Source organism: Mycolicibacterium neoaurum ATCC 25795, from assembly GCF_000691525.1.
GTDB classification, from domain to species: domain Bacteria; phylum Actinomycetota; class Actinomycetes; order Mycobacteriales; family Mycobacteriaceae; genus Mycobacterium; species Mycobacterium neoaurum.
On the sequence record NZ_JMDW01000008.1, the window covers coordinates 845,697 to 872,072 of the forward strand.

The following is a 26,376-nucleotide window of genomic DNA, read 5'->3' on the forward strand; positions in this document are numbered from 1 at the left end:
GTGGTAACTCGACACCTGACGCCGGCGGGCGCGCGGCATGCTCGGTTCTCGTCGGCGTATCTGTGACAATCCGGCACGCTTTCTGCGTGCGACTGCCGAGAGAAATGAGTTGTCAAGTATGTCAACGAATTCCGTGCAATCTGATCGCTCGACCATGGTCATGGACGACCGGGAAGATACCCCTGACGCGCCGGCCATGAACGCCGAAGTCGTGGTCAAGGGCCGAAATGTCGAGGTACCTGAGCACTTCCGCATCTACGTCGCGGAGAAGCTGGCTCGGCTCGAACGTTTCGACAAGACCATCTACCTTTTCGATGTCGAGCTCGACCATGAACGCAACCGCCGTCAGCGCAAGAACTGCCAGCACGTCGAGATCACCGCGCGCGGCCGCGGACCCGTGGTGCGCGGTGAGGCGTGTGCCGACAGCTTCTATGCCGCGCTGGAGTCGGCGGCCAACAAACTCGAGGCACGGTTGCGCCGGACGAAGGACCGCCGCAAGATCCACTACGGCGACAAGACGCCGGTGTCGCTGCACGAGGCCACCGCGACGCTGCCGCCCGAAGAGGCGCCCGCAGCTCCTGACCCGTTCTCCATCGATCCCGCCGACTTCCACGAGCCCGGCCGCATCGTGCGAACCAAGACCCACGAGTCCACCCCGATGAGCGTCGATGACGCGCTCTACGAGATGGAGCTCGTCGGACATGATTTCTTCCTCTTCCACGACAAGGAGTCGGACCGGCCCACGGTGGTCTACCGCAGGCACGCCTACGACTACGGTCTGATCCGGTTGGCCTGATCCGACCCGCCTGACCAGCTGTCCGCACGAGCCCCCGGCCGATCCGGCCGGGGGCTCGGTGCATGTACGGACCGACGTCGGCCGACACTCATGTGGACACCAGGGACGCTTTCAAGGGGGCTGCCAGAACGGTCGCCTACGATGGAACGGGCCCATTGGCCGTCCAGATTCGTCAACCCACAGGGGAAATAGCGTGCTCGATAAGTTGCTCCGGCTCGGTGAAGGCCGCATGGTCAAACGCCTCAAGAAGGTGGCCGACTATGTGGACACCCTGTCCGAGGACGTCGAGAAGCTCTCCGACGCCGAACTGCGGGCCAAGACCGACGAGTTCCGCAAGCGCATCGACGGTGGTGAAGACGTCGACGACCTGCTGCCCGAGGCTTTCGCGGTGGCCCGGGAGGCGGCCTGGCGGGTGCTCGGCCAGAAACCGTTCATCGTCCAGCTGATGGGTGGTGCGGCGCTGCACTTCGGCAACGTGGCCGAGATGAAGACCGGTGAGGGCAAGACCCTGACCGGCGTGATGCCCGCCTACCTCAACGCGCTGACCGGCAAGGGCACCCACATCGTCACGGTCAACGACTACCTGGCCAAACGCGATAGCGAACAGATGGGCCGCATCCACCGGTTCCTCGGCCTGGAGGTCGGCGTCATCCTGTCCGGGCTGACCCCGGACCAGCGCCGGGCGGCCTACGCCGCCGATATCACCTACGGCACCAACAACGAGTTCGGCTTCGACTACCTGCGCGACAACATGGCCCACTCCGTGCAGGAGATGGTGCAGCGCGGTCATCACTTCGCCATCGTCGACGAGGTCGACTCGATCCTGATCGACGAGGCCCGCACCCCGCTGATCATCTCGGGTCCGGCCGACGGCGCCTCCAACTGGTACTCCGAGTTCGCCCGGCTGGCCCCGCTGATGGAGAAGGACGTCCACTACGAGGTCGACCTGCGCAAGCGCACCATCGGTGTGCATGAGATCGGTGTCGAGTTCGTCGAGGACCAGTTGGGTATCGAGAACCTCTACGAGGCGGCCAACTCACCGCTGGTCAGCTATCTGAACAACGCCCTGAAGGCCAAGGAACTCTTTCTGCGCGACAAGGACTACATCGTCCGCGACGGCGAGGTCATCATCGTCGACGAGTTCACCGGCCGCGTGCTGGTGGGCCGGCGCTACAACGAGGGCATGCACCAGGCCATCGAGGCCAAGGAGCGTGTCGAGATCAAGGCCGAGAACCAGACCCTGGCCACCATCACACTGCAGAACTACTTCCGCCTCTACAAGAAGCTCTCCGGCATGACCGGTACCGCCCAGACCGAGGCCTCCGAGCTGCACGAGATCTACAAGCTGGGTGTCGTCTCGATCCCGACCAACCGGCCGATGATCCGCGAAGACCAGTCCGACCTGATCTACAAGACCGAGGAAGCCAAGTACATCGCCGTCGTCGACGATGTCGTGGAGCGATACGAGAAGGGGCAGCCGGTCCTGATCGGCACCACCTCCGTCGAGCGCTCGGAGTACCTGTCGCGGCAGTTCACCAAGCGCAAGGTGCCCCACAACGTCCTCAACGCCAAGTACCACGAGCAAGAGGCGAACATCATCGCCGAGGCCGGTCGCCGCGGTGCCATCACCGTGGCCACCAACATGGCGGGTCGCGGTACCGACATCGTGCTCGGCGGCAACGTCGAGTTCCTCGCCGACAAGCGGCTCAAGGAGCAGGGCCTCGACCCGGTGGAGACGCCCGAGGAGTACGAGGCCGCCTGGGAGTCCACCGTCAACGCCATCAAGGAGGAGGCCAAGGGCGAGGCCGACGAGGTGCGTGCCGCCGGTGGCCTCTACGTGCTGGGCACCGAGCGCCACGAGTCGCGCCGCATCGACAACCAGCTGCGCGGTCGCTCCGGTCGTCAGGGCGACCCCGGCGAGTCGCGGTTCTACCTTTCGCTGGGTGACGAGTTGATGCGCCGCTTCAACGGCGCGACGCTGGAGACCCTGCTGACCCGGCTGAACCTGCCCGAGGACGTGCCGATCGAGGCCAAGATGGTGACCCGCGCGATCAAGAGCGCGCAGACCCAGGTCGAGCAGCAGAACTTCGAGGTCCGCAAGAACGTCCTCAAGTACGACGAGGTGATGAACCGGCAGCGCACGGTCATCTACGACGAGCGCCGGATGATCCTGGAGGGCGAGAACCTGCAACAGCAGGCGCACGACATGATGGTCGACGTCATCACCGCCTATGTCGACGGTGCGACGGCCGAGGGCTACTCCGAGGATTGGGATCTGGAGAAGCTGTGGGAGGCGCTCAAGACGCTCTACCCGGTGAGCATCGACCACCATGACCTCATCGACTCCGATGCGATCGGTGAACCCGGCGAGCTGACCCGCGAGGAACTGCTCGACGCGCTGATCAAGGATGCCGAACGGGCCTACGCCGAGCGGGAGGCCCAGATCGACGCCATCGGCGGCGAGGGCGCCATGCGGCAGCTGGAACGCAACGTCCTGCTCAACGTGATCGACCGCAAGTGGCGTGAGCATCTCTACGAGATGGATTACCTCAAGGAGGGCATCGGACTGCGCGCGATGGCCCAGCGTGACCCGCTGGTCGAGTACCAGCGCGAGGGTTACGACATGTTCGTCGCCATGCTCGAGGGTCTCAAGGAGGAGTCGGTCGGCTTCCTGTTCAACGTGGCGGTCGAGGCGGCGCCGCAGACCGCGCCGGTGGTGCAGCCGATGTCGACGGGGCTGGCCGAGTTCGCTGCGGCTGCGCAGCAGGGGGCGGGTCAGCAGGGCCAGGTCGCCACCAAGGAACGCCCGGCGGGCGTGCAGGCCAAGGGAATCAACGACGGTTCCGCACCGCCGCTGACCTACACCGGCCCGGCCGAGGACGGCTCGGCAGAGGTGAAGCGATCCGGCGGCGGCACGAACCGGCCGGCCGGCGGCGGCACCCGCAAGGAGCGTCGCGACGCGGCGCGCCGCGGCAAGAAGCGCTGACACTCAGCCGATCTGCAGCGCGACCAGCTGCCAGCGGCCGGCGACGATCTCGACCCGTGCCGCGATCGCCCGCACCCGGGGGCCCCGGGTGTAGGTCGCGAACACCTCGGCCGCCGTCACCGCGGTCGCAGTCCCTTCGACGATGCTGCGCAACCGGATTCGCCGCAGTATCGCGGTGGGCCCGGCCTGCGGCGAGCGAGCCAGTGAGCCGACGGCGTCGATGAGCGCCGGGGTGAGCAGGCCGCGCAACTGGGTCGTCGGTCTGCGTCGATCCAGCACCTCCAGGACCCGCCGCAACGCCGCATCGGTGAAGACGGCGGCCGCGGTCGGAGCGGGTGGTTCACCGGTGATCGCCGGTGGACTGAGTTGGCGCGGTGTCCGACGTCGTGGCGTGCCGATCGTGGGTTGACGATGGTGTGGTCCGCCGTGCGGCGGTGGCTCATAATCGATGATCGGCGTGGTCACCACCGGATGTGGGCGGTGCTGCGGGATGGATGTCACACATACTCCAGCGGGCAGGATCGGATACGGCAATTGCTGGAGGGGACAGGCATATTGATGATCCCACGCGGCGCGCACACCACCGCGCAGTAAATGGTGGTGCCGGGTGAACACCCGCGATGCGCGGATATGCGCTGTGCCGCTACGGTGGCGGTGACATCAAGCAAGGGGGTCCGCGTCGCGATGGTGACCAGGTTGTCGGCATCGGACGCGGCGTTCTTCGGTCTGGAGAACAGTTCCACGCCGATGTACGTCGGATCGCTGTCGATCGTGCGCAAACCGCGCGGTGGGCTCGGCTACGAGACGCTGCTGGCCACCGTCGAGCAGCGGTTGCCCCAGATACCGCGCTACCGGCAGAAGGTGCGTGCGGTGCCGTTCGGACTGGCCCGGCCGGTCTGGATCGACGATGACGATTTCGACATCACCTACCACGTCCGGCGCTCGGCACTGCCCTCGCCGGGCAGCGATGCCCAGTTACACGACCTCATTGCCAGGATCGGCTCCCGGCCCCTGGACGCATCACGTCCGCTCTGGGAGATGTATCTGATCGAAGGGCTGGCCCGCAACCGGATCGCCATCTACACCAAATCGCACCAGGCGCTGGTCAATGGCATGTCGGCGTTGGAGATCGGGCACGTCATCGCCGATCGCACCCAGAAACCGCCGGAGTTCGGGGAGGACATCTGGATTCCGGCTCGGGAGCCCGGTGGGGGCCAACTGCTCGCCGGCGCCGTGGGGGAGTGGATCACGCGGCCGACCGCCCAGGCCGCGGCGTTGCGGTCCTCGGTCCAGGAGACGATCACCAATGTCGGCGCCCTCGTCGATATCGGCCGCCGGGTGGCGGAGGTGGCGCGCACCGTCGCACGCGGCACGGCGCCGAGCAGCCCGCTGAACACCACGGTGTCGCGCAACCGGCGCCTGGCAGTGGCCGCGCACGCGTTGGAGGATTATCGCGATCTGCGAGCCCGGTACGACTGCGATGTCAACGATGTGGTGCTGGCGGTGGTGGCCGGTGCGTTGCGCAACTGGTTGCTCTCCCGCGGTGAGCCGGTCAATGCCACCTCCACGGTGCGGGCGATGGCGCCCAACTCGGTGTATCCCGACGGGGAGATCGACTCGGACGGGCCCGGTCAGGCGATCAGCGAGGTTTCGCCGTTCCTGGTCGATCTGCCGGTCGGCGAGGGCAACGCGGTGGTGCGGCTCTCCCAGATCGCACATGCCACCGAGTCGTACTCCAGCGCCGCCAGCCTGGTGGACGCCCGCACCATCGTGACGCTGTCGGGGTTCGCCCCACCGACGCTGCACGCGATGGGCATCCGGGTCGCCACCAGCTTCTCGGCTCGCCAGTTCAATTTGCTGATCACCAATGTGCCCGGAGCGCAGCGGCAGATGTACATCGCGGGCGCAAAACTTCTTGAGACCTATGCCGTCCCGCCGCTTCTCGCCAACCAAGTTCTTGCCATCGCTGTGACCTCGTATAACGGCATGCTCTACTTCGGGATCAACGCCGATCGGGACGCCATGAGCGATGTCGATGTGCTGCCGCTGTTGCTTCGCGAATCCCTCGACGAGCTTCTTGAGGCCGGTCGTTAGCGGAGTTGACGAAGTTGCCCCGCGCGGTATCTGATGGATCAACCATGCCTGATACCGATAGCCACGATACGAAACCAGACAAGCGCGACGTCATACCTCATCCCGTCCTGGACGTTCCGATCGACGAGGACGCGCTGACCAACAAACGCAACCTCGATTGGTACGTCTTCGGTATCACCGCGGTGATCGCGGTGGCATTCCTGATCTGGGGCTTCGTCGACACCGACGGGCTTGCCACGGTGTCGGGAGACGCCCTTGGCTGGGTGCTCACGAACGCGGGCTGGCTGTTCACGTTGGTGGCTTCGGGCTTCGTCCTGTTCGTGCTGTGGATCGCGCTGGGGCGGTTCGGCAACATCCCGCTGGGCCGTGACGACGAGGAGCCAGAGTTCCGCACGGTGTCCTGGATCGCCATGATGTTCAGCGCCGGTATGGGTATCGGCCTGATGTTCTTCGGCGTCGCCGAACCGCTGTCGCATCTGGTGACCCCGCCGCCGGGAACAGGTCCCGAGGGCACCGAAGCGGCCCAGAACGCTGTGCAGACGGCGATGGCCACCACGCTCTTTCACTGGACCCTGCACCCCTGGGCCATCTACGCCGTCGTCGGTCTTGCCATCGCCTACGGCGTCTACCGCAAGGGTCGCTTCCAGCTGATCAGCGCGGCGTTCGAACCCTTGATCGGGGACCGGGCCAACGGCGGGCTGGGCAAGGTCATCGACATGCTCGCGATCTTCGCGACGCTGTTCGGATCGGCCGCCTCGCTCGGTCTCGGCGCATTGCAGATTCGCAGCGGTCTGCAGATCGTGGCGGGTATCGGGGAAACCGGCAACGCCATCCTGATCGGCATCATCGCGATCCTGACCTGTGCGTTCGTGCTGTCCGCCGTGTCCGGGGTGGCCCGCGGCATCCAGTGGCTGTCGAATATCAACATGGTGCTGGCGCTGGTGCTCGCGCTGTTCGTGTTCATCGTCGGGCCGACGATCTTCATGCTCAACCTCCTGCCCACCGCGATCGGCAGCTACTTCCAGGATCTGGCGATGATGGCCGCGCGCACCGGAGCCGAGGGCGCCGAGACCGAGGCCTGGCTGGGTAGCTGGACCGTCTTCTACTGGGCGTGGTGGATCTCCTGGACCCCGTTCGTCGGCATGTTCATCGCGCGTATCTCACGGGGCCGCACGATCCGTCAGTTCGTCACCGGCGTCCTGCTGGCGCCCAGCCTGGTCTCGCTGGCGTGGTTCTGCATCTTCGGCGGCGCCGCGATAGCCGCCCAGCGTGACGGCAAGGATCTTGCCGGTGAGGGTTCGGTCGAGGCACAGCTGTTCGGACTGCTCAGTGACTATCCCTTCGCGACCGTGTCGACCATCGTCGTGATGGCACTTGTCGCGATCTTCTTCATCTCCGGCGCGGATTCGGCCTCGTTGGTCATGGGGTCGCTGTCCGAGCGCGGCACCATCGAGCCGAGCCGGAAGACCGTGATCTTCTGGGGTATCGCGACCGGCGCGGTCGCGGCGGTGATGTTGTTGGCCGGCGGTTCGGATGCGTTGACCGGTTTGCAGTCGATCACCATCGTGGCCGCGTTGCCGTTCGTGGTGGTGATGATCGGGCTGTCGATAGCGCTGGTCAAGGATCTGCGTCAGGACCCCCTGATGGTGCGTCGTCAGTACGCGGTCGAAGCCGTGCACTCTGCGGTGATCGCCGGCGTGACCCAGCACGGTGACGATTTCGTCCTCGCCGTCCAGAAGGACCCCGATGCCGACGGTAAGTCGGAGTCGACGGGGACGGCGCCGACCGAGACGGCAGCGTCGGACGGCGGCGCCGAGCGTTAGTCTCGGCGGGTGCGTGTCTACATACCGGCGACCCTGCCGATGCTGACGCAGCTGGTCACCGACCGGCTGATCCATGCCCGCAGCGGCACCGCATTCGCGGTCACACCGACGCTGCGGGAGGCCTATTCCAAGGGTGACGACGAGGAGTTGGCCGAGGTTGCCCTTGCCGATGCCGCCTTGGCCTCGCTTCGGTTGCTGGCCGGTGAGCAGGGCGACGGCGCCGCACCGCCGCGGCGTGCGGTGCTGGTCGCCGATGTGGAGGGTGCGACGGTCCGGCCCGATCTCGACGATGCCGTGGTCAGGCTGGCCGGTCCGGTCGCGATCGAGGATATCGTCGCAGCGTATGTGGACAATTCCGGGGCCGAACCCGCGGTGCTCAAGGCCATCGAGGTGATCGACGAGGCGGATCTCGGCGATGAGGACGCGGAGTTGGCCGTCGGCGATGCCCAGGATCACGACCTCGCCTGGTACGCGCCGCAGGAGTTGCCATTCCTGCTCGAGCTGTTGTGACGTAGATCGCTGCGCAAGACAGATCTCCGGTCTGCAAAGTTCTGTACGGGCGCGTAACTTACGGTACCGTAGGTTAGCCGCGGACGTGAGGAGCAACAGGCAGTGGCCAAGAATGAAATCAAGGTCTCGGCCAAGGTCGCCGACACCGTGCGCCCGACGATCGCCGGCGCGGACCGGCATCGTGGCTGGCATGCCTTGCGGACCATCGCAGGCCGCATCACCACGCCGCTGTTGCCCGACGATTACCTGAAGCTGGCCAACCCGCTGTGGTCGGCCCGCGAGCTTCGCGGCCGGGTTGTCGAGGTGCGCCGGGAGACGGTCGATTCGGCGACCCTGGTCATCAAGCCAGGCTGGGGTTTCTCCTTCGACTACGCGCCGGGACAGTACATCGGGATCGGCCTGCTGGTCGACGGTCGCTGGCGTTGGCGGTCCTACTCGTTGACCTCGGCTCCCGTGCGCGGCGACCGGCAGGCGGGCGTCGGCTCGCGCGGTCCGCGCACCATCACCATCACGGTCAAGGCGATGCCCGAGGGCTTTCTGTCGACCCACCTGGTCGGCGGCGTCGCACCGGGCACCATCGTGCGGCTGGCCGCCCCGCAGGGAAATTTCGTCATGCCGGATCCGGCCCCGGCCAAGGTGCTGTTCCTGACGGCGGGTTCGGGTATCACCCCGGTCATGTCGATGCTGCGCACCCTGGTCCGCCACGATCAGATCACCGACATCGTGCACGTGCACTCGGCTCCGACCGAGGCCGATGTCATGTTCGCCGGTGAGCTCAAGGAGCTCCATGATGCCCACCCGGGTTATCGGATGCAGCTGCGCACCACCCGGACCGAGGGCCGGCTCGACCTTTCCCGTCTCGACGAGGTCGTGCCGGATTGGCGCGAGCGGCAGGCCTGGGCGTGCGGGCCGGAGGCCATGCTCGACGATGCCGAGCGGGTGTGGACCGAGGCCGGTATCGCCGGCGGCCTGCACCTGGAGCGGTTCGCCGTCTCGCGGGCGGCGCCGCACGGCACCGGTGGAACGGTCACCTTCGAGCGCAGTGGCAAGACGGTGACCGCGGATGCCGCCACCTCGCTGATGGAGGCCGGCGAAGGCGCGGGTATCCAGATGCCATTCGGATGTCGGATGGGTATCTGTCAGTCCTGTGTCGTCGGCCTGGTTGATGGGCATGTCCGTGATCTGCGCACCGGTGTGGAGCACGAGCCGGGTTCGCGGGTGCAGACCTGCGTCTCCGCGGCATCGGGCGACTGCACGTTGGACGCATAGATCTTTTTGGTCGCATAGCTTTTACTGACTAGTAACCTACGGTGCCGTAGGTTACGCTACCGTAGTAACCGGAAGGAGGGCCGAACGCCATGGCAGTAACCGACGTACCGGAATTCGCGCATCTCACCGAGGCGGATATCGAAGCGCTGGGTGCAGAACTGGACGCGATCCGTCAGGACATCGAAGACTCGCGTGGCGCCGACGACGCCCGCTACATCCGCCGGACCATCGCCTTCCAGCGGGGTCTGGATCTCACCGGCCGGCTGCTGTTGGCGGCCAGCTCCAAGCGGTTCTTCTGGTGGGCGGGGGCATCGACCCTCGGCGTGGCCAAGATCATCGAGAACATGGAGATCGGCCACAACGTCATGCACGGCCAGTGGGACTGGATGAACGATCCCGAGATTCACTCCTCCTCGTGGGAGTGGGACATGGGCGGGGCGTCCAAGCACTGGCGATTCACCCACAACTTCATGCATCACAAGTACACCAACATCCTCGGCATGGACGACGATGTGGGCTACGGCCTCATCCGCGTCACCAGGGATGCCAGGTGGAAGCCGATGAACGTCTTCAATCTGCTGTTCAACACGGCGCTGATGTCGTTGTTCGAATGGGGAGTCGGCTTGCAGCACTTGGAGATCGGCAAGATCTTCAAGGGGCGCGACGACCGCGCGGCAACGATGGTCCGGATGAAGGAGTTCGGCGTCAAGGCCGGACATCAGATCGCCAAGGACTACGTGTTGTGGCCCGCGCTGACCTCGCTGTCTCCCGGTGCGACCTACAAGTCGACGATGCGGGCCAACTTCTTGGCCAACATCATCCGCAACGTATGGGCCAACGCGGTCATCTTCTGCGGGCATTTCCCCGACGGCGCGGAGAAGTTCACCAAGACCGACATGGTCGGCGAGACCCGCGGCCAGTGGTACCTGCGCCAGATGTTGGGCAGCGCCAATTTCGACAACGGCCCGGTGCTGCGCTTCATGAGCGGCAACCTGTGCCACCAGATCGAACATCACCTGTTCCCCGATCTGCCGAGCAACCGGTACTACGACATCTCGATCAAGGTGCGGGCGCTGTGCGAGAAGTACGACCTGCCCTACACCACCGGACCGTTCCTGGTGCAGTACGGCAAGGCCTGGCGCACCATCGCCAAGCTGTCGCTGCCGGACAAGTACCTCAAGGACACCCGGGACAACGCGCCGGAGACCCGCAGCGAGCGGATGTTCGAGGAGCTTGAAGGCTTCGGCGGCGTCGATCCGGTCACCGGCAAGCGTCGTGGCCTGAAGTCGGCGATCGCCGCTGTCCGCGGCGGTGGATGGCGTAAGCAAAAAGCCGCCGCCTGAGCTTCACCCCCAACCGCGAGCGTGCGTGTCTGCACCAAGACACGCCGCTCGCGGTTCTGCGTTCACGCGCGCTCGCGGTGTTCAGTACCCCGCTTCGCCCAGGGTGACCAGCAGTCGACGCGCCGCGGCCACCCGCGCCGCCGCCGGACCGGTCAGCGTGTCCAACGCGCACTCGGGGTCGGCGGGAGGCCCGAGATGTCCGCAGCCGCGGGGGCAATCATCCACGGCCGCAGCGAGATCCGAGAAAGACGCGACGACGTCATCGGGTTTGACGTGGGCGAGGCCGAACGACCGGATGCCCGGTGTGTCGATCACCCATCCCGATTCCCGCAGCGGCAGGGCAACCGACTGGGTGGACGTGTGCCGCCCCTTGCCGACGCCGGTCACCGACCCCGTGGCCCGGTCCGCATCGGGCACAAGACGATTCACCAGCGTGGACTTGCCGACCCCGGAATGCCCGAGCAGCACCGTCACCTTGCCCGCCAATAGCGGTGCCACCACATCCAGCGGATCGTCGCGGCCCGCCGTCACCACCTGTAGATCCAGATCGGCGAACTGGGCCGCGAACTCCACGGGAGAGGCCAGATCGGACTTGGTCAGACACAGGATGGGGATCAGTCCGCCGGTGAATGCCGCGATCAGGGCGCGTTCGACGAACCCGGTGCGCGGCGGCGGGTCGGCCAGGGCCACCACGATCAACAGCTGATCGGCGTTGGCCACCACCACCCGCTCGGTCGGGTCGGTGTCATCGGCCGTGCGCCGCAACACCGTTCGCCGCTCGGCGCGACGGATGATGCGGGCCAGCGTGTCCGGTCGACCGGATACGTCGCCGACGATGCCGACCTCGTCGCCGACGACGATAGGGGTCCGGCCGAGTTCACGGGCCCGCATCGCGGTGACGTTGCGGTGCGGGTCACCACCGAGCGCGCAGCCCCATCGGCCACGGTCGACGGTGACGACCATGGCGTCCTCGGCGTCGGCGTGTTCGGGCCGGGTCTTGGTGCGCGGACGCGAACCCTTGCCCGGGCGGACCCGGACATCGGACTCGTCGTACTCGCGCGACTTCACATCGGGCCCAACATCGCCGCCCACATCCCTGGAAAGTCGGGCAGGGTCTTGGCCGTGGTGGCGATGTCCTCGACCTCGACACCCGGCACCCGCAACCCGATGATGGCCCCGGCCGTGGCCATCCGGTGATCGGCGTAGGACCGCCACACCCCGCCGTGCATCGGCACCGCGGTGATCCGCAGGCCGTCCTCGGTCTCGGTGCAGTCACCGCCCAGGCTGGTGATCTCGGTGCGCAGGGCAGCCAGTCGATCGGTCTCGTGCCCGCGCAGATGGGCGATCCCGCGCAGTGTGGACACCGAACCGGGTGCGGCCAGGGTCGCCAGTGCGGCCACCGCGGGGGCCAGCTCGCCGATATCGTGCAGGTCGATGTCGATACCGCCGAACTGAGCGGCGCCCCGTGCTTCGAGGAACGAATCATGCTGTGAAGCAGTCACATTCACTCGCGCAAGCAGGTCGAGGATATCGCCGGCCGGCTGGATGCTCGCCGCGGGCCAGCGATTGATGCGCACGGTGCCGGCGGTGACGGCCGCCGCGGCCAGGAACGGTACGGAGTTGGACAGGTCGGGCTCGATCACCCAGTCCCTGGCCGCCACCGTGCCCGGTTCGACACGCCACCGGTTGGCGACGCTGTCGTCGACGCTCACCCCGGCGCTGCGCAGCATCGACACCGTCATCGAGATGTGCGGGGCCGAGGGCACCGAGTCGCCGGTGTGCACCACGGTCAGCCCGTCGGTGAAACCGGCACCGGACAACAGCAGACCCGAGACGAACTGGGAGGACGCCGACGCGTCGATGTGGACCTCACCGCCGGACACCGCGCCGTGGCCGCGCACCCGGAACGGTAATCCATCGCCCTCGATATCCACGCCCAGACCGCGCAACGCATCCAGCAATGGTGCGATCGGGCGGGCCCTGGCCTGTTCGTCACCGTCGAAGATGACGGTCTCACCGCCCTGCGCGGCGATCGCGGGCAGGAAGCGCAGAACCGTGCCGGCCAGCCCGCAGTCGATGCGGGTGTCCGCGACCGGGGCCACGGCACCTTCGACGCTCAGTTCGGTGCCCGCGCCGCTGATCCGCACCCCGAGGGCGCGCAGGGCGTCGATCATCAGGTCGGTATCGCGGCTGCGCAGCGCGCCGTCGATGGTCGATGCTCGCGTTCCGCCGTGGTGCGCCCCTGCCAGCGCGGCCAGCACCAACGCGCGGTTGGTCAGCGATTTGGACCCGGGCACCTCGACGGTGGCGTTCACGGGGGTGGTGGTCGTCGGTGCCGGCCAGTTGCTCACGGCCTCTATCCTGCCTGGTATGTGTGGGCGATTTGCGGTGACCACCGACCCGGCGTTGTTGGCCGAGAAAATCAAGGCCTTGGACGAAACGACGGCGACGGCCGAAGGCCAGGGCGGTCCGAACTTCAACGTGGCTCCGACCACGACCATCAGCTCCGTGGTCAAGCGGCATGATCATCCCTCCCCGTCGCTTCGCTCGCCCCATGACCATCCCTCCCCGTCGCTTCGCTCGCCCCATGACCATCCCTCCCCGTCGCTTCGCTCGCCCCAAGGCCATCCCGACGACGAGTCGCGCCGGCGGATCCGCTCGATGCGCTGGGGCCTGATCCCGCCGTGGTCCAAGACCGGCGAGGACGGCGGACCCGACCTCAAGAAGGGGCCGCTGCTGATCAACGCCCGCGCCGAGACGGTGACCACCTCCCCGGCGTTCCGCGGCTCGGCCAAGACCAAACGCTGCCTGATCCCGATGGATGGCTGGTACGAGTGGAAGCCCGGAATCGTCGAGGGTGCCAAGAAGCCCGCCAAGACGCCGTACTACATGTATGCCGCCGACGGTGAGCCGCTCTTCATGGCCGGGCTGTGGTCGACCTGGCGGCCGAAAGACGCCGACCGGGACAGTCCGCCGCTGCTCAGCTGCACCATCATCACGACCGAATCGGCCGCGCAGCTGGCCGATATCCACGACCGCATGCCGCTGACCATCAGTGCCGCCGACTGGGACCGTTGGCTGGACCCGGACGCAGATATCGACGAGGGGCTGCTACGCGGGCACGGTGATCTCGACCGCATCGAGATCCGCGAGGTATCGCGACTGGTCAACAGCGTGCGCAACAACGGTCCCGAGCTCATCGAGCCCGCCCACCACGATGAGGGCCTGTTTTGACGCTCACACCACAGTTCCTCGATGCTCTCGGTGCCGATCTGCGATCGGCCGGGTTCACCGTCGATGGTGTCGCCGCACTGCTGGGACCCGAGGCCAACGATGCGCTCGGCCGCGGCATCTGGTGGCCTGCGCTGCGCGCCACCGGCGAGGACCGGTTGTCGGTGTTGATCCGCTTGTTCCTGCTCGGTGCGTCCGAATCCCGGGATCGGTTACAGCGTGCGTTCCCGTCGGTGCCGCTGGATGCACTGGTCGCGGCCGGGGTGCTGGAGCCCGACGGTGCCGGGGGTTGGCGTGCGGCGCTGGACATCCGCCCGCACAGCGACGGCGATCGCGATCACCTGGTGGTTTCGGATCAGGATGCCGCCCTGCGCGCCGGAGGTTTGCGGCGTGATCACGTGCTCGGGATCGGCGGGGCGTCGATGTCGTTGGCACGTGCGATCATTCGCACCCCGGTGCGTCGTGCGCTGGATCTGGGCACCGGGTGCGGCATCCAGGCGCTGCACCTGAACGCGCACTGCGCCGATATCGTCGCCACCGACACCAACGAGCGGGCGCTGATGTTGGCCGCGGCCACCGCGCGGCTCAACGGCATGAACTGGGATATGCGTCTGGGCAACCTGTTCGAGCCGGTGGCCGGTGAACGGTTCGACCTCATCGTGTCCAACCCGCCGTTCGTCATCGGCTCGGGCGCCAGTGACTACACCTACCGCGATTCCGGGATGGCCGGAGACCAACTGTGTCGCAACCTGATCGAACAGTTGCCCGACCACCTGGAACCCGGCGGCACGGCCCAGATCATGGCGAATTGGATCGTCGGCGAACAGGACTGGCGCGAGCGGGTGGCCGGCTGGCTGGCCGGCACCGGGTTACACGCCTGGGTGGTGCAGCGGGAGCTCGCCGATCCGGTGAGCTATGTCTCGCTGTGGTTGGCCGACGCCGGCGAGCCGCCCGAGGTCGCCGCGGTCCGTGGCGGCCAGTGGCTGGACTGGTTCGCCGAGGAGGGCGTCCGGGCCATCGGCATGGGGTTGATCACGGTGCGCCGGCCGGCCGGCGGTGAGCAACCCGAACAGATCCTCGAGGAGATCACCGGTGCCGACGAGGCCCCGACCGGTACCGAGGTGGCGGCCTTCCTCGCCCGCCGGGCCTATCTGCGCGATACCGGCGATGACGCCCTACTCGCCACCAGGCTGTCGACCGCACCGGTGCTGCTGGAACAGCATTCGCTGCCGGGGCCCGACGGCTGGCAGCAGATCGGCGCCGCGGTGCGCAGGCCGGGCGGACCGGGTGCGGTGATCGGCGTCGACGATGTGTTGACCGCACTGCTGGCCGGGTGTCGCGGCGAGGTGCCGCTCGGGACGCTCATCGAATTGCTGGCCGCCCACCACGGGGTGGCGGCCGATGCGCTGGCCGCTGCCGCGCTGCCGGAGATCCGGGCGGCGATCGGGCGCGGGATCCTGTATCAGGCCGGGTGACGGACGGCGGCGATGACGGCGTAGGACGCCTCGAAGCCGACCGTCCCGTCGGCAGCCGTGTGGGCATCCAGTGCCGCCCGGAACGCCTCGACGAGACGGTCGCCGGTCGGCTGGTCGAGGCGGGACAGGATGTCGACGTGCATGGGGGACTCGTCGGTGACGAACTGCACGGCGTGCGCCGTCGAATCGAAGGTCCACGGATGCGCACCGCGTTCGATGGTGATCCGGTCGAAATCGGCCAACAGGCGCGCGGTGGCCACCTCGGGGTCACCCCACTGATCGGGGCTGTGGGTGCCCGCGGGGCGTGGGCCGAGTACCTCGACGATCGGGTCGTAGAACGGATTCTCGGCGTCGCGCACCCAGGTCGAGAAGGCGAACACGCCGCCCGGTCGCAGCAGCCGGGCCACCTCGGTCATCATCGCCGTCGGCTCGACGAAGATGGTGCCCATGTTCGACACCGCGATGTCGAAGGACGCGTCGGGCAGGCCGGTGGCGGCGGCATCGGCGGCCACCCAGCGCACGGCGTCCCCGCCCGGTTTACCCGCCGCGATCGCCAGCAGTTCCGGGGTCAGGTCCACACCCGTCACGGTGGCGCCCGCCGCCGCGGCGGTCAGGGCGGCACTGCCGGTGCCGCAGGCCAGGTCGACGATATCGGCATCCGGTAGCGGTCGCAGCTGACCGGCGGTGTCCACGACGCGGGTGGCGATGGCAGAGATCTGTTGCGCGACGGCCTCATACCGTCCTGCTGACCAGAGGGACACGTCGTCACCCTAGCCGTCGGCGGCGGCCCTGGGGCGTCCACGACCACTGCGCACGGCCACGGTCGATCCGCTCAGTCGACCAGAGCGCGGATCTCCGGCGTCACCTCGTCGACGGAGCCGGCGAAGTCGTCGTGGCTGTCCAGGAACTTCGCCACGAACGAGCAGACCGGCACGATGCGCATGCCTGCGGCGACGGTGTCGGCCAGCGCGTCGCGAATCAGCTTGCTGCCCAGACCCTTTCCGCCGTACTGCTCGCCGATCTCGGTGTGATAGAAGATCCGCTGCCCGCCATGATCGCGGTACTCTGCGAAACCGGCCAGATCCTGGCCGTGGTGGATCTCGAAGCGGTTGCGCTCGGTCGCGTCGGTGATGGTGTCGGTCATGACTCCATCATGGCCCCCGGCCGCAGGATCACGGCGCCAGGATGTCGGCGGTGACCGCGCCGGTGAGGCGGACGAGGTCGCCGGGGGCCAGCGCGACATCCCAGCCCCGCTTGCCCGCGCTGCACAACACCCGATCCCAGTTCAGCGCCGAGGAGTCCACGACCGTCGGCAATGCCTTGCGCTGGCCCAGCGGCGAGATCCCGCCGAGGACGTAGCCGGTGGCCCGCTCGGCGGCCGCCTTCTCCGCCATCGCGGCCTTCGGTGTGCCCAATGCGGCGGCGGCGGCCTTGAGTGACAGCTTGGCGGGCACCGGTAGCACGGCGACCGCCAAACCGCCGGGCACGGCGAGCACCAGCGTCTTGAAGATCTGTTCCGGGGCCAGCCCGTGCGCGGCGGCCAGCGCGGCGACCGCCTCGTCACCGAAGGACTCGGCGCGCGGATCGTGCTGGTATCGCAAGATCTCGTGAGCGACGCCATCATCGACCAGGACCCCGATGGCCGGGGTAGCTGCGCGTGCCACCCGACCGACCCTAGCCGTCGTGACCTGGCTGTCAGCACACCCAGCCGGGCCGGCCGGGAATGAGCGGGCCGCGACGCCGTGTTGTTGGAGTTGATGCAGCCCGAGCCAGGTTGTGTCGGTCATTGCCTTTAGGATCGTCAGATAGGGGATTTTGGTGCCAACGGCCTGCCTTGAACGTCCGGTGGTCGCACTGGAGTGGTTCGGTGGCGCCGCGACAGAAGGGACGGTGTCTCCCGCAATGACCGATATCGACGATATGGCCGCCGCGCCGGCCGAAGAAACCGACGCCGAACTCACCGCACGCTTCGAACGCGACGCCATCCCGCTGCTCGACCAGCTCTACGGCGGCGCACTGCGGATGACGCGCAATCCGGCCGACGCCGAGGACCTGCTGCAGGAGACGATGGTCAAGGCCTACGCCGGCTTCCGCTCCTTCCGTGCGGGCACCAACCTCAAGGCGTGGCTGTACCGCATCCTGACCAACACCTACATCAACAGCTACCGCAAGAAGCAGCGCCAGCCTGCGGAGTACCCGACCGACGAGATCACCGACTGGCAGTTGGCCTCCAACGCCGAGCACTCCTCGACGGGTCTGCGTTCGGCGGAGGTCGAAGCGCTCGAAGCGCTCCCGGACACCGAGATCAAGGCCGCCCTACAGGCACTGCCCGAGGAATTCCGGATGGCCGTGTACTACGCCGATGTCGAGGGTTTCCCGTACAAGGAGATCGCAGAGATCATGGACACGCCGATCGGCACGGTGATGTCGCGACTGCATCGCGGCAGGAAACAATTACGCGAGCTGTTGTCCGATGTGGCCCGCGACCGCGGCTTCCTACGAGGTCAGCAACAGGACGAGCCGGAGGAGGTCTCTTCGTGAGCGACACCCATGACGAGGAACGCTGGGTTCCACCGATCGGCCCGGTCGATCCCGACCACCCGGAGTGTGCGGCGGTCATCGCCGAGGTATGGACCCTGCTCGACGGTGAGTGCACCGTCGAGACCCGCGACAAGCTCCGCCAACATCTGGAGGAGTGCCCGACCTGTCTGCGTCAGTACGGCATCGAGGAGCGGGTGAAGACCCTGATCGCCACCAAATGCAGCGGCGAGAAGGCACCGGAGAGCCTGCGCGCCAGGCTTCGCCTGGAAATCAGCCGCACCACCATCGTGCGTGGCTGACTGCCCGACAGAGGCGTCAAACATAAACCGCCCGGGCTCCCTATGAGGAGCTCGGGCGGTTTGCTTCCCAGCGTCGCTGTCAGCGGCAGTGCGCTCAGGCGTTGGGACGACGGCCGTGATTGGCCTTCGAGTGCTTACGGTCGCGCTTCTTGCGGCCACGCTTGGCCATGATGGAACCTCCGGGTCAGACGAATACTGGCTACCAGTGTCTCATGCCCGCGGGAGTGCTTTTGTCCACCTGGTGTTCGTGGGGGCCGCCGGGGTTGTGGTTCGATATAGGCCGGTGGGCCGAATGTTGCCGGCCAGAAGCGCAGATGAGTGGGGTGAAGATGGCCGAGGATGTTCGCGCCGAGATCGTGGCCAGTGTGCTGGAGGTCGTGGTGAACAAGGGCGACCAGATCGAAGCGGGCGACACTCTCGTGCTGCTGGAGTCCATGAAGATGGAGATCCCGGTGCTCGCCGAGGTCGCGGGCACCATCACCGAGGTGAGTGTTTCCGTCGGTGATGTCATCCAGGCCGGCGACCTCATCGCGGTGATCAGCTAGCCCGAAGGCGACCCGGCTCATGTCGACCCTCGGTGATCTGCTCGCCGAGCACACTGTCCTGCCGGGCAATGCCGTCGACCACCTGCACGCCGTGGTGGGGGAATGGCAGCTGTTGGCCGATCTGTCCTTCGCCGACTACCTGATGTGGGTGCGCAGCGATGACGATGTCCTGGTCTGTGTCGCTCAGGTCCGCCCCAACACCGCACCGACGGTCCTGCTGGCCGACGCGGTGGGAACCCTGTCCAACGCCACCGACATGCCGGTCGTGGGCGCTGCCTTCTCCTCGGGGGCGATCGGCAGGGAAAGCGATGCCGGGCGCTCGGAAACCGGTGACGGTCGCTGGCTGAACGTCGAGGCGGTGCCGGTTCGCCACGGTGACCGGGTGGTCGCCGTGCTGACCCATCAGACCGCCCTTGCCGACCGGCGCACGACCAGCCCGCTGGAACAGGCCTATCTGGACTGCGCGCGGGACCTGGTCCGGATGCTCAGCGAGGGCACCTTCCCCAATGTCGGCGACGCCGCGATGTCGCGGTCCAGCCCCCGCGTGGGTGATGGATTCATCCGTCTGGACGTCAACGGCGATGTCACCTTCGCCAGCCCCAACGCGCTCTCGGCCTATCACCGGATGGGGCTGAACGCCGAGCTGGAGGGGCACAACCTCATCGGGGTGACCCGGCCGTTGATGTCGGACCCATTCGAGGCTCAGGAACTGGCCAACCATCTGCGCATCTCGGTGGCGGGCGGAGCCAGCACCCGGATGGAACTGGATGCCGGTGGCGCAGCGGTGCTGCTGCGCACCATCCCGTTGCTCGCCAGTGGGGAGCCCGCCGGGGCCGCGGTGCTCATCCGCGATGTCACCGAGATCAAACGCCGCGACCGCGCGCTGCTGTCCAAGGACGCCACCATCCGCGAGATCCACCACCGGGTGAAGAACAATCTGCAGACCGTCGCAGCGCTGTTGCGATTGCAGGCGCGCCGGACCAACAATGCCGAGGGGCGCGAGGCGCTGATCGAATCGGTGCGGCGGGTGTCCTCGATCGCGCTGGTGCACGACGCGCTCTCGATGTCGGTCGACGAGGAGGTCAACCTCGACGAGGTGGTCGACCGGATCGTGCCGATCATGAACGATGTCGCTTCGGTGGACACCCCGATCCGGATCACCCGCGAGGGTGATCTGGGCGTGCTGGATGCCGACCGGGCCACCGCTCTCATCATGGTCATCACCGAGCTGGTGCAGAACGCGCTCGAGCATGCCTTCGACGGAGACGTGTCCAAGGGGTCGGTGACCATCCGCGCCGAACGCTCGGCGCGGTGGCTCGATGTCGTGGTGCACGACGATGGCCGGGGCTTACCCGAGGGGTTCAGTCTGGAGAAGTCGGACCGGCTCGGTCTGCAGATCGTGCGCACCCTGGTCTCGGCCGAACTCGACGGCTCGCTGGGTATGCACGATGTCGCCAGTGGCGGCACCGATGTTGTCCTGCGGGTGCCCATCGGTAGGCACCGACGAATGCCGATCTGAGTACCGCCGACCCTCCGGTGCCGCGGCCTATTGTGATGAGGCACACAGCATTTGGGCCGGAAACGACTGCGGCCCCGACAGTTTGTCGGGGCCGCAGTCGTCGTCGGTTCTGGCTAGACGCTGCTGCGGGCCTTCGTCCGGGCGTTGCGACGCTTCAGTGCGCGACGCTCGTCCTCGCTCATCCCGCCCCAGACGCCGGCGTCCTGGCCGGACTCAAGCGCCCAGCTCAGGCACTCGGTGGTCACCGGGCAACGGTTGCAGACGAGCTTCGCATCAGCGATCTGGGCGAGGGCCGGGCCGCTGTTCCCCACGGGGAAGAACAGTTCCGGATCCTCGTCGCGACAGACCGCCTTGTGACGCCAATCCATAGCTTCCAACTCCTAGTCAGTTTTCGCCCGTGCGCACAAAATCGCACTAGGTTTTCTTCGGCTGTTAACGGGTGCACATGAAATGTTTCTGCACTGTTGCATCCGATGCTTTCACAGGCTGAACAGATGTCAATAGAACTGCGTTAACACGTGGGCAATGTCACTGCGCTACCGGGTTACCGGTCCACTCATCCGTTTGTACTACACTGGGCTCACTTGCGCTCTAAATATCTGTCGCTCACAGCAAACTAGCAGGTCACGGCTGTGTAGGCCTGATCACGGAGCAGGGGCGACCACCCCGATGGCATTCGGTACCGAGGTAAAGGTCATCGCCTGACGTAAACCGACGTAATCGCCGTCTATCTGGCAGGCCACCGGTGTGTCACTGCTCACCCGCAGCCACGGCAGGTCGTCATCGCGCACCAGATGCCCGGCGGTGATATCGGGTTTCGACGACAACATCCGGCGCACCAATCCCAGATTGCGCCAGATGCTCATGCTGGTGATCGCGAACACTCCCAGGCCGGTGTCGAAGGTGGTGTCCGGGTTCGTCCACACCGGTCGGGTGTTGGCGTAGGTCCAGGGGCTGGAATTGGACACGAACGCGAAATGCACTCCTGTCTGCGGCTCCCGGTCCGGTAGTTCCAGCGTCAGCAGCGGCTCCCGGCGCGCGCTGGCCAGCATCTCCCGGATGGCGACCCTGATGTAGCGCGATGCGGTCACCTTGCGCCCGCGGGCGCGCTGGGCTTCCACGGCCGCCACGACGTCACCGTCGACCCCCATGCCCGCGGTGAACACGCCCCAGCGCTCCCCACAGTCCATCAACCCGATACGCCGCCACGGCATGCCTCGACGACGCTCACCGAGCAGGTCGACCAGCTGATTGGTGGCCTCGATGGGGTCGGGGCTGATGCCAAGGGACCGCGCGAAGACGTTGGCCGAACCGCCGGGTACCACGCCGACGGCCGGGGTGTGCTCACCGGTTCCGCCCGCCTGCAATACGCCGTTGACCACTTCGTTCACCGTGCCGTCTCCGCCGTGCACGATCAGGACATCGGTGCCGTCGTTGGCTGCCTGCGCGCCGATCTCGACGGCGTGACCGCGATGGTCGGTGTGGATCACGGTCAGATCCACCCGGCTCTCCAATGCGTGGGCCAGCAGATCACGACCCGCCGGGGTCGTCGAAGTCGCATTCGGGTTGACGATCAGCACGGCACGCACGGGATACCAGCCTAGCCATGTGTCCGGGGCACGGTGGCCGCGCCCGACAACAGTCGAGGCAGATTCGACTCGTACGGATGTCCGTTCGATGAACGCCGGCCATGGCGATCGTGTTGGCGGGCAGCGATGTTCAGCCGGCGGCGTTGGGCAGCAACGGTGGGCAGATGCCGTTGGCGTCGGCCGCCAGCTCGAAATGCCATGTCTCGTTGGCATAGATCTGGCACAGCCCGAAACGCGGTCCGTTGGCGATCATCCACTGCGCGGCGTCGGGCCCACCGATATCGACCGCCGCCCCGATGACGTGCCGGGACTGCTCGGGTAATTGGACGTATTGGCGGGCAAGCTCGAAGCTGCCGTAGGTGACGATGGCGTCTTCGAGGAGCTGGCGCTGGAACTGCGGACTGCGCCAGCCCGAGTTGACGGTCACGCTGACGCCTTGGGCCGCGGCCGCAGTGGTGGCGTTCTGCACGGCCGTGCGCAGTGCCGGATCCAGATTGCCGATCGCCGGATCGGAGGTGTCGAATGCGGTCAACGGCCGGTCTGGTGTCTCGACGGGTTCGGCCTTGGCGACCGGTGCGAGGGCAAGGGCGGTGGCCAGCACTCCCGCCATCAGCACTGCGCGCATCGGTTCAGTCTAGGAGATCTCACCGTCCAGATAGCGCCAGGTGTCGTCGCGGGCGCGGATGAATCGACTGCGTTCGTGCAGGATGTGGCGCCTACCGTGCTGTTCGTACTGGGCGCGGAACTCCACGATGCCCTCCTCGTCGTGCTGCCCGCCGGCCTCGGTGTCCACGATCTGCAGCCGTCGCCACGTGATGGTGTCATCGAGCTCGAGTTCACCGGGCCTGGTGCGCGGATGCCAGGACCGCAGCAGGTATGCGGTGTGGCCGAGGGCGAAGGCGCTGAATCGCGACCGCATCAGCGCCAGCGCGGTCACCGCGGGCACGGCCCCGTCGTGCAGCGGTCCGCAACATCGGGCATAGGTGAGCGTCGATCCGCACGGGCAGTCAGCGGACACGGTCGGCGATCCGTTCGACCAGTGAATCGATCATCCCGGAGTCGTCCGCTGGATCGGGTACCCAGGCCAGCGCGATCTGGGCCGGGGCCCAGGTGCTTTCGTCGATCGGGATCAACTCGAATTCCGGCGGGGAGAAGATCCGGCCGATCGCCGAGTTCGGCGCATAGGTGACCAGGGCAACCAGGTGCCGGTTGAAGACCTGAGTTGCCATTTCCAGCTCACCGCCGAGATCCTTTGTGGCGCGGACGATCCGGGTCACACCGCGACTGGCCAGGCCGCGCGCCAGACCGGCCAACACCACCGGATTGGGTCTGGCGAAATCGATCACCACATCACGGTCGCGAAGCTGTTCGATGCGCACGCTCGCCGAGCCTGCCAGCGGATCGTCGAACCGCACCGCGATGGCACCGGGGTAGGTCGCCACCACGCGGTGGCGTAGTCGTTTGTCGGATGAGGGCAGATGGATCAATCCGATGTCCAGATGTCCGGAGACCAGCTTCGCGGTGACCTCGGCGGCCGAACCGGGTAGCCCGAACTCGGTGGGCACAGGCAGATCGGCCACGGCCGTCTCCAGTCTGGCCAGGAAATCCGACGGCGCGTACGCGGTGGCACCAACCCGAACAGTGTTGCCGGTCTTGGCGATTCGCGTGGCAATGACTTTGAGATCCTCTACCCGGCGCAGGATTTCGCGGGCCGGTTCGAGCAGTTGCGCGCCGAGTTCGGTCAACTCCACGCGGTGATACCGCCGTTCGAACAGCGGCCCGCCGAGCTCACGCTCGAGCAGTTTGATCTGCTTGCTCAGCGGGGGCGGGGTGATCATCAACCGATCGGCGGCACGCTTGAAGTGCAACTCTTCGGCGACCGCCACGAAGTAGCGGAGCCTGGTGAAGTCGACTTGCATGCGGCACTCCGGGACGGCTGAGGGGGTCGCTCGATCCTAGACGCCGGCACCGTCGATCTCGGCCGGTTGAATCGACTCCAAGACCCCGCTGCGCAAAAGCTCGGTGATCTGCTCGTCGTCGAGACCCAGCAGGTCGGCCGCGATCTCGCGGGTCTGCTCCCCGAGCAGCGGTGCCTGCCGCATCGGTGGGTCGGCAATCCGCTCGGAATGGATGACGACGTTCTCCATCACGAAGGGCGTGGTCCACAGCGGGTGGAGTTCTTCGCGGAACGCACGCCGGGCGACGTAGTAGTCCCAATCGAGCAACTCGGCCGCGCGCAGCGCCGCACCGGCGGGCACGCCTGCGCGTTGTAGCGCCGTCATGGCCTCGGTGGGGGAGCGCTCGGCGGTCCAGGCCCGCACGGCATCCTCGATGCGGGCCCGCTCCGCGATCCGGCCGGTGCGGGTGCTCAGCCGCGCGTCGGCGGCCAGATCGGGTCGCCCGATCACCCTGCACAGCGCCTGCCAGTCGGTGTCGCCGCGTACGGTCACCGCGACCCACTGATCGTCGCCGGCGGACCCGAACACGCCCCAGGGCGCGTCCTGCTCGAACGCCGACGTGGCGTCGGCCGACTGTTCGGCGATCTCGGCGGCCAGATGGCTGAGCATCACCTCCGACTGCGCGATGCTGACCGAACCGCCGGCACCGGTGCGTTCGCGGCGCAGCAGCAGCGCCAGCGCGGCCAGCACACCGATGCGGGCCGACACGTGGTCGGGGTAGACGGTCACGGTGTCGCAGAAGGCCCTGCGCTTGGCGGGCTTCTCGGGGTCCTCGGGGTAGACCCACATGTCCGTGAAACCCGCGGCGGCGCGCACCAGCGGTCCGTAGCCCATCCGGGTGGCCCAGGGTCCCGTCGGGCCGAATGCGGAACTGTCCACCACGACGATGCCGGGGTTCACCCCGTTCAGGGTGTCGTGATCCATGCCCAGCGTGGCGGCCACCCCGGGCTTGAAGTTGGTGAGCACCACATCGGCGTCGGCGGCCAGCCGGTGCGCCAGGGCGCGGCCCTCATCGGAGCGCAGGTCGATGCCGATGGACCGCTTGTTGCGGTGCCCGGCGGCGTAGGTCTGCGATACCGAGGTGAGGTTGCCGCGCAGACCGTCCGGGAACGCCGTGTTCTCGATCTTGACCACATCGGCTCCCAGGTCGCCGAACAACCGACCGCTGTCGCTGCCGACCACGATGACGCCGAGATCCAGCACCCGCAGACCCTCCAGCGGAAGCCCCTCGTTGCGACGAGGCCGGCCGGCCAGGATGGCCGCCGACGGCGGGCGGCGCTGCGGAGCAACGGCATCGGTGAGTGTGCTGGCCCGGTGCCCGTCGATCTCGGCCACCCCGACCGGCACCGGAACACTCACCCCTTTCTGCAGCTCTACCTGCCGCAGGAAACCGCGCTCACGGATCTGGTCGGTGCGCAATGCCTCGGGCAGGGTCAGCACCGCAGCGGCGGGCACCCGGTACCGCTGGGCCGCCGATTCCAGTTCGGCCCGGGTTTTGTCCCGGATGAACGTGGCAATCGCCGGCATCAGTGTCGGGGACATGAAACGTTCCCGCAGCTTGTCGTACTTGGGGTCGGCGAACTCCGCTGGGCGGCCCATCCACTCGAACATGCCGCGCCACTGGCGCTTTGCCAACAGACAGATCCGGATGTAGCCGTCCGCGCACTTCAGGATCGGGTAGCGCAACTGCTCGGCGATCCAGTTTCGCTCCTGCTGGCTGACGGCGACGCCGGCCGAGGCGGTACCGGCACTGCCATAGGGCGGGTCGAGGGTCTGCATGGCGCCGTCGAGGACCGAGAAGTCGATGAGATCGCCTGCGCCGGTGCGTAACCTGTCAAGATAGACGCTGAGCACCAGCACCACGGCCTGCGCCGCCGCCACATGGTAGGGCAATTGCCGGGCCGGCGGGACCAGCGGGACCTGGCCCGGGATACCGGACCGGGTCAGCTCGCTGGTCAGCGCGTGCAATACCGGCGTGGTGGCCTGCCATTCGCGAAAATCGTTGTCCCGGCCGAAGTCACTGATGGACAGCACCACCAGTTCCGGATGTTCGACTCGGATCTGCCGGACATCGAGCGCCGCCTCGTTTACCGACCCGGGGCGAGTGTTCTCGACGAGAATGTCCGCACCCGCGACCAGTTCCGGCCATTGCCGGGCATCGGCGTCGATGCGGGGCAGGCCGCGCCGGTTGATGGCGGTATCGAGCACATCGCCGTCCGGGGAGTCGCTGTCGTCGTCGGCTGCGCCGGTGCCGTCGTTCACACCGGCGAGCCGCACCACGCTCACCTGCGCACCCAGGTCGGCCAGCAGCCGTCCGACGGCGGTCATCGGGCCGGTGCTCAGATCCAGGATCCGCACGCCGGAAAGCGGTGGGTCGTAAGCTTTCGGGTTGTTCATG

The 26,376-nt window shown here is 67.1% G+C and carries 26 protein-coding genes; 13 read left to right on the forward strand and 13 right to left on the reverse strand.

From position 1 onward, the window contains the following. Positions 1-118: 118 nt before the first annotated feature. Both hpf and secA read left to right on the forward strand, forming a co-directional pair. Complete coding sequence (gene hpf, locus IC40_RS0111480) at positions 119-796, forward strand: ribosome hibernation-promoting factor, HPF/YfiA family (protein WP_030134853.1); 678 nt, start codon at positions 119-121, stop codon at positions 794-796. 193 nt (positions 797-989) lie between these two features. Continuing rightward, positions 990-3,782, forward strand: a complete 2,793-nt coding sequence (gene secA / locus IC40_RS0111485; protein ID WP_030134854.1) for a preprotein translocase subunit SecA — start codon at positions 990-992, stop codon at positions 3,780-3,782. Positions 3,783-3,785: 3 nt separating this feature from the next. Here secA and IC40_RS0111490 read toward each other — a convergent pair whose 3' ends face one another. After that, on the reverse strand, positions 3,786-4,283 hold the full coding sequence (locus tag IC40_RS0111490; protein ID WP_042509962.1) for an Rv3235 family protein: 498 nt from the start codon (positions 4,281-4,283) through the stop codon (positions 3,786-3,788). A 183-nt stretch (positions 4,284-4,466) separates the two neighbouring features. Here IC40_RS0111490 and IC40_RS0111495 point away from each other — a divergent pair, with 183 nt between their 5' ends. From IC40_RS0111495 to IC40_RS0111515, 5 genes are all read left to right on the forward strand, one after another. Further along, positions 4,467-5,876 carry a WS/DGAT/MGAT family O-acyltransferase gene (locus IC40_RS0111495; protein ID WP_030134856.1) on the forward strand — a complete coding sequence of 470 codons (1,410 nt, stop codon included), beginning with the start codon at positions 4,467-4,469 and terminating at the stop codon, positions 5,874-5,876. Positions 5,877-5,920: 44 nt separating this feature from the next. Further along, a complete protein-coding gene (locus IC40_RS0111500; protein WP_036469719.1) occupies positions 5,921-7,699 on the forward strand; it encodes a BCCT family transporter in 1,779 nt (592 codons plus the stop codon). A gap of 9 nt (positions 7,700-7,708) precedes the next feature. Then, the gene (locus tag IC40_RS0111505; RefSeq protein ID WP_030134858.1) at positions 7,709-8,209 is read left to right on the forward strand and encodes a DUF6912 family protein; all 501 of its coding nucleotides are present in this window, start codon (positions 7,709-7,711) and stop codon (positions 8,207-8,209) included. A 102-nt stretch (positions 8,210-8,311) separates the two neighbouring features. Further along, a complete protein-coding gene (locus IC40_RS0111510; RefSeq protein ID WP_030134859.1) occupies positions 8,312-9,478 on the forward strand; it encodes a ferredoxin reductase in 1,167 nt (388 codons plus the stop codon). Positions 9,479-9,567: 89 nt separating this feature from the next. Next, positions 9,568-10,821, forward strand: coding sequence for a fatty acid desaturase family protein (locus IC40_RS0111515; RefSeq protein WP_030134860.1), 1,254 nt, complete (start codon positions 9,568-9,570; stop codon positions 10,819-10,821). A gap of 81 nt (positions 10,822-10,902) precedes the next feature. Here IC40_RS0111515 and rsgA read toward each other — a convergent pair whose 3' ends face one another. Both rsgA and aroA read right to left on the reverse strand, forming a co-directional pair. Then, positions 10,903-11,889: a ribosome small subunit-dependent GTPase A gene (rsgA, locus tag IC40_RS0111520; protein ID WP_030134861.1), complete on the reverse strand. Its 987-nt coding sequence runs from the start codon at positions 11,887-11,889 to the stop codon at positions 10,903-10,905. Then, entirely contained in the window at positions 11,886-13,181 is a 1,296-nt protein-coding gene (gene aroA, locus IC40_RS0111525; protein WP_110783503.1) for a 3-phosphoshikimate 1-carboxyvinyltransferase, read from the reverse strand. The genes rsgA and aroA overlap by 4 nt, the downstream gene beginning before the upstream one ends. Before the next feature lie 10 nt (positions 13,182-13,191). On the opposite strand from aroA, the gene IC40_RS0111530 reads away from it, so the two are divergent. After that, on the forward strand, positions 13,192-14,055 hold the full coding sequence (locus tag IC40_RS0111530; protein WP_030134863.1) for an SOS response-associated peptidase: 864 nt from the start codon (positions 13,192-13,194) through the stop codon (positions 14,053-14,055). Beyond that, a complete protein-coding gene (locus tag IC40_RS0111535; protein ID WP_030134864.1) occupies positions 14,052-15,527 on the forward strand; it encodes a DUF7782 domain-containing protein in 1,476 nt (491 codons plus the stop codon). The genes IC40_RS0111530 and IC40_RS0111535 overlap by 4 nt, the downstream gene beginning before the upstream one ends. Here IC40_RS0111535 and IC40_RS0111540 read toward each other — a convergent pair. The 3 genes from IC40_RS0111540 to IC40_RS0111550 form a co-directional block, all read right to left on the reverse strand. Continuing rightward, positions 15,515-16,288, reverse strand: a complete 774-nt coding sequence (locus tag IC40_RS0111540; RefSeq protein ID WP_030134865.1) for a class I SAM-dependent methyltransferase — start codon at positions 16,286-16,288, stop codon at positions 15,515-15,517. The two genes, IC40_RS0111535 and IC40_RS0111540, sit on opposite strands and share 13 nt — an antisense overlap. Before the next feature lie 71 nt (positions 16,289-16,359). Further along, positions 16,360-16,671, reverse strand: coding sequence for a GNAT family N-acetyltransferase (locus IC40_RS0111545; RefSeq protein ID WP_030134866.1), 312 nt, complete (start codon positions 16,669-16,671; stop codon positions 16,360-16,362). Positions 16,672-16,699: 28 nt separating this feature from the next. Then, positions 16,700-17,191, reverse strand: coding sequence for a YbaK/EbsC family protein (locus IC40_RS0111550; protein WP_030134867.1), 492 nt, complete (start codon positions 17,189-17,191; stop codon positions 16,700-16,702). Between the two features lie 238 nt (positions 17,192-17,429). Here IC40_RS0111550 and IC40_RS0111555 point away from each other — a divergent pair, with 238 nt between their 5' ends. After that, positions 17,430-18,068, forward strand: coding sequence for a sigma-70 family RNA polymerase sigma factor (locus IC40_RS0111555; RefSeq protein ID WP_030134868.1), 639 nt, complete (start codon positions 17,430-17,432; stop codon positions 18,066-18,068). Continuing rightward, positions 18,065-18,367, forward strand: a complete 303-nt coding sequence (gene rsrA / locus IC40_RS0111560; RefSeq protein WP_030134869.1) for a mycothiol system anti-sigma-R factor — start codon at positions 18,065-18,067, stop codon at positions 18,365-18,367. The genes IC40_RS0111555 and rsrA overlap by 4 nt, the downstream gene beginning before the upstream one ends. A 94-nt stretch (positions 18,368-18,461) precedes the next feature. On the opposite strand, the gene IC40_RS28570 is transcribed toward rsrA, so the two are convergent. Further along, entirely contained in the window at positions 18,462-18,536 is a 75-nt protein-coding gene (locus IC40_RS28570) for a 50S ribosomal protein bL37 (RefSeq protein ID WP_085976028.1), read from the reverse strand. Positions 18,537-18,696: 160 nt separating this feature from the next. On the opposite strand from IC40_RS28570, the gene IC40_RS0111565 reads away from it, so the two are divergent. Next, a complete protein-coding gene (locus IC40_RS0111565; protein ID WP_030134870.1) occupies positions 18,697-18,912 on the forward strand; it encodes a biotin/lipoyl-binding carrier protein in 216 nt (71 codons plus the stop codon). A 19-nt stretch (positions 18,913-18,931) separates the two neighbouring features. Beyond that, a complete protein-coding gene (locus IC40_RS0111570; protein WP_030134871.1) occupies positions 18,932-20,431 on the forward strand; it encodes a two-component system sensor histidine kinase PdtaS in 1,500 nt (499 codons plus the stop codon). Positions 20,432-20,544: 113 nt separating this feature from the next. On the opposite strand, the gene whiB1 is transcribed toward IC40_RS0111570, so the two are convergent. From whiB1 to IC40_RS0111600, 6 genes are all read right to left on the reverse strand, one after another. After that, on the reverse strand, positions 20,545-20,799 hold the full coding sequence (gene whiB1, locus IC40_RS0111575; RefSeq protein ID WP_019514677.1) for a transcriptional regulator WhiB1: 255 nt from the start codon (positions 20,797-20,799) through the stop codon (positions 20,545-20,547). A gap of 276 nt (positions 20,800-21,075) precedes the next feature. After that, positions 21,076-22,020, reverse strand: a complete 945-nt coding sequence (locus tag IC40_RS0111580) for a diacylglycerol/lipid kinase family protein (RefSeq protein WP_030134872.1) — start codon at positions 22,018-22,020, stop codon at positions 21,076-21,078. Between the two features lie 130 nt (positions 22,021-22,150). Further along, positions 22,151-22,645: a M15 family metallopeptidase gene (locus tag IC40_RS0111585; protein WP_030134873.1), complete on the reverse strand. Its 495-nt coding sequence runs from the start codon at positions 22,643-22,645 to the stop codon at positions 22,151-22,153. Between the two features lie 9 nt (positions 22,646-22,654). Beyond that, on the reverse strand, positions 22,655-23,038 hold the full coding sequence (locus IC40_RS0111590) for a YchJ family protein (RefSeq protein ID WP_030134874.1): 384 nt from the start codon (positions 23,036-23,038) through the stop codon (positions 22,655-22,657). Then, positions 23,028-23,939, reverse strand: coding sequence for a LysR family transcriptional regulator (locus IC40_RS0111595; protein WP_030134875.1), 912 nt, complete (start codon positions 23,937-23,939; stop codon positions 23,028-23,030). The genes IC40_RS0111590 and IC40_RS0111595 overlap by 11 nt, the downstream gene beginning before the upstream one ends. Before the next feature lie 36 nt (positions 23,940-23,975). Next, complete coding sequence (locus IC40_RS0111600) at positions 23,976-26,375, reverse strand: CaiB/BaiF CoA-transferase family protein (protein WP_030134876.1); 2,400 nt, start codon at positions 26,373-26,375, stop codon at positions 23,976-23,978. Position 26,376 lies beyond the last annotated feature (1 nt).